Annotated in this window: 3 protein-coding genes; all 3 read right to left on the bottom strand. The window is 63.5% G+C overall.

Going from position 1 to position 2,822, the window contains the following annotated elements:
- Positions 1 to 822 (bottom strand): trans-sulfuration enzyme family protein (locus tag ACYVDE_RS19320; protein ID WP_460503174.1); only part of this gene is annotated, 822 nt, incomplete at its 3' end.
- 148 nt (positions 823 to 970) lie between these two features.
- Positions 971 to 2,071, bottom strand: a complete 1,101-nt coding sequence (locus tag ACYVDE_RS19315) for an AI-2E family transporter (protein ID WP_460503173.1) — start codon at positions 2,069 to 2,071, stop codon at positions 971 to 973.
- A gap of 135 nt (positions 2,072 to 2,206) precedes the next feature.
- Positions 2,207 to 2,822 (bottom strand): tetratricopeptide repeat protein (locus ACYVDE_RS19310; protein ID WP_460503172.1); only part of this gene is annotated, 616 nt, incomplete at its 5' end.

Below are 2,822 nucleotides of genomic sequence, written 5' to 3'. Positions count from 1 at the left end.
CAGCCCGGGATAGTACACGGCCTGCACGGCCGGGTGCGCCGCCAGAAACTCGGCCACGGCCAGGGCATTATCGGAGTGCGCGGCCACGCGCAGGCGCATGGTTTTCATGCCGCGCACGCTCAGCCAGCTTTCCATGGGGCTGAGCGTGAGGCCGAACACCACGCCAATCTGGCGCAGGCGGGCGGCATCGTCGGCGGTGCGAGCTACCACGGCGCCGGCCGTCACGTCGGAGTGGCCGGCCAGGTACTTGGTTACGCTGTGCAGCACGAGGTCGGCCCCATAGGCCAGCGGCCGGGTCAGCACCGGGGTCGAAAATGTGTTATCGACCACCAGCTTCAGGCCGTGGCGGTGGCATTCGTCGGCCGCCGCGCGCAGGTCCACCACGCGCAGCAGCGGGTTGCTCATGGTTTCGCACAGCAGCAGGCGGGTGGTGGGCTGCACGTAGGCCGCCAGGTCGTACAGGCTTTCAAACGGCACATACGTTACCGCAATGCCCAGCCGCGACAGCTCCAGGTTCAGCAGCGCCGCCGAGCCGCCGTAGATGTCGGCCGCGCACAGCACGTGGTCGCCGGCCTGGCAGTAGGTCATGAGGGCCGCGAAGATGGCCGCCATGCCCGAGCCCGTGGCCACGGCGCCCGCGCCGCCTTCCCAGCGGTTCACGGCTTCGGCCAGCTCGTCGGAGTTGGGGTTGCCGTTGCGCGAGTACAGGTAGCGGCTGCCCGGCTCGTCGAAGTACTGCTGCACCGCGTCCAGGTCTTCAAACTTGAAGACCGAGGTTTGGTAGATGGGCGTGATTTTGGGCTGAATATTCGGCGTTTTCATGGGGCGCGGTTGGTACCAGTGGGCGGCCCGCAAAGGTAGCCCAAGACCCGTCAGGCGGAGTACCCCGAAATTTCATTTAGGGATGGGCGCACGATATGGACAGCTTCGTTCTTGCATCCCGAAATGAAATTTCGGGGTACTCCGCCCCTTAGCCTTCCGGGGCGGTGGGCGTGTTCAGCACGGGCGGCGGCGTGGGGGCCTGCGCCAGCAGGTAGGCCCGGTTCTCGCGCCGGAACACCTCCATCAGCACCAGGAAGTACGACACCAGCAGCGGCCCTACCACCAGCCCGATAAGCCCAAAAATCTCCACGCCCAGCACCAGCCCCACCAGCGTCACGAGGGGGTGAATATCGCCCATGCGCTTGGCCAGCATGATGCGCAGCACGTTATCGACGTTGATAATAATGATGAAGCCCACCAGCAGAATGCCAATGGCCTGCCCGTTGTGCCCCTCCGAAAACTGGTAGAGCGCCGCCGGCCCCCACACCAACGGCGTGCCCAGCACTGGCAGAAACGCCATGAAAAACGCCACCACACCCCAAAACAGCGCATCGGGCACGCCAAAAATCCACAGCGTAAGCCCCGTCAGGATGGCCTGCACCAAGGCCACCAGCACCTGCCCGAGCACGTTGGCGTTCACGTTGTTTTTCAGCGACTCGCCCAGGCTGTCCAGCGTGTCGTTGCGGAACGGCAGGTAGCGGTGCAGCCCCAGCAGGAAGTAGGTTTCCTGCATGAACATGTAGTACATCGTGAACAGCATGAGGCCCACAATCACCAGAAAGTTGAGGGCGCTGCTGGCCAGCGTGGGTATCCAGCCGCTCACCTTGGCGCCGGCCTGTAGCAGCACCTGCCGCACGTTCAGCTGCTCGGCAATCTTGAAGCCGACGGCTTTTTCTACCCGGTGTACTATCTCCAGAATCTGCTCGGGGTTCTTGGCGAAGACAACCAGCCGGTCGAGCAGCAGTGAGCTCAGCGCGTAGAACGGCACCACCAGCACCACCACCGTAATCAGCAGGATACCGATGGTGACCAGCCGCGCGTTCCAGCGCCGCTTGTGCACCAGCGCCACCCACCACGGCCGAAACACCACAAACAGAATGCCCGCCGCCAGAAACGCCGTGAGGTACTGCGCCAGCCCCAGCAGCATCAGCACTGCCAGCCCCAGCAGCGAGGCCACCAGCAGCACGTAGCGCTGCCGCGGCGTGTAAATATTCTCAACGGCGGCGAATAGATTAAATGGTTTTTGCATAAAAAGTCGAGGGCCACCGTGGCCCGGTTGCTGGGCTATACGGCCCGCACCGGTTTTGGCTGGCCATTTCCCAACCAAAAAAGCCTTCCCCACAGTAGGGAAGGCTTCTTCATGAACAGTTTGCTCCGGCTTAAGCTAGAGCTTCTGCAGGGCGCTGGCGAAGCTGTCGGCGGCTGGGCCGCCATTGGGCAGCTTGCGCAGCCGCTCCTGGTACGCCAGGGCCTTATCCTTCTGCTTCAGCTCGATGGCCATGCGCGTCAGGTTCATCAGCGTCGACATATCGTTCGGGTCGAGCGCGTCGGCCTGTTGCATCTTCTCGTACGATTCCTGAGTTTTGTGTAGGTGCGCGTAATACACGCCCATGTTAAAGTAACCCAGCGAATTCTGCGGGAAATACTGCTCCAGCAGCTCCGCAATGGGACGGCCGTTTTCCAGGCCTTTATCGCCGGGCTGCTTCCAATAGTTGCTGGCGAAAGGCTCGATGGCAGACGGCAAGAAGACTTCTTCCGGCCCCGGCAGCGGCACACCGTCGCGCCACAGCCACGGCTTGCCGCCGTTCTTGCGGGCCTCCAGCGTTTCGCGGATGGTTTGCAGCAGCGGCCCCGGCTGGCCCGCCATTTCGTAGCTTTTGGCCAGGCCCATGCGCATGTCCAGCCGCTCGGGTGCCAGCGCAATGCCCTGCTTCAGCGCCGCCGCGGCCTGGGCCATCACAGCCGGGTCATAGCTCACCATCATCTGCGGGCGCGGCGCG

It is taken from the genome of Hymenobacter agri (assembly GCF_054778495.1).
The sequence above is the reverse complement of the archived record's forward strand: the minus strand, read 5'-3'. Positions and strand labels throughout refer to the sequence as shown.

Excerpts from the sequence above, each read along its gene's own strand:
- ACYVDE_RS19315 (WP_460503173.1), bottom strand. The coding sequence starts at position 2,071 with ATGCAAAAACCATTTAATCTATTCGCCGCCGTTGAGAATATTTACACG.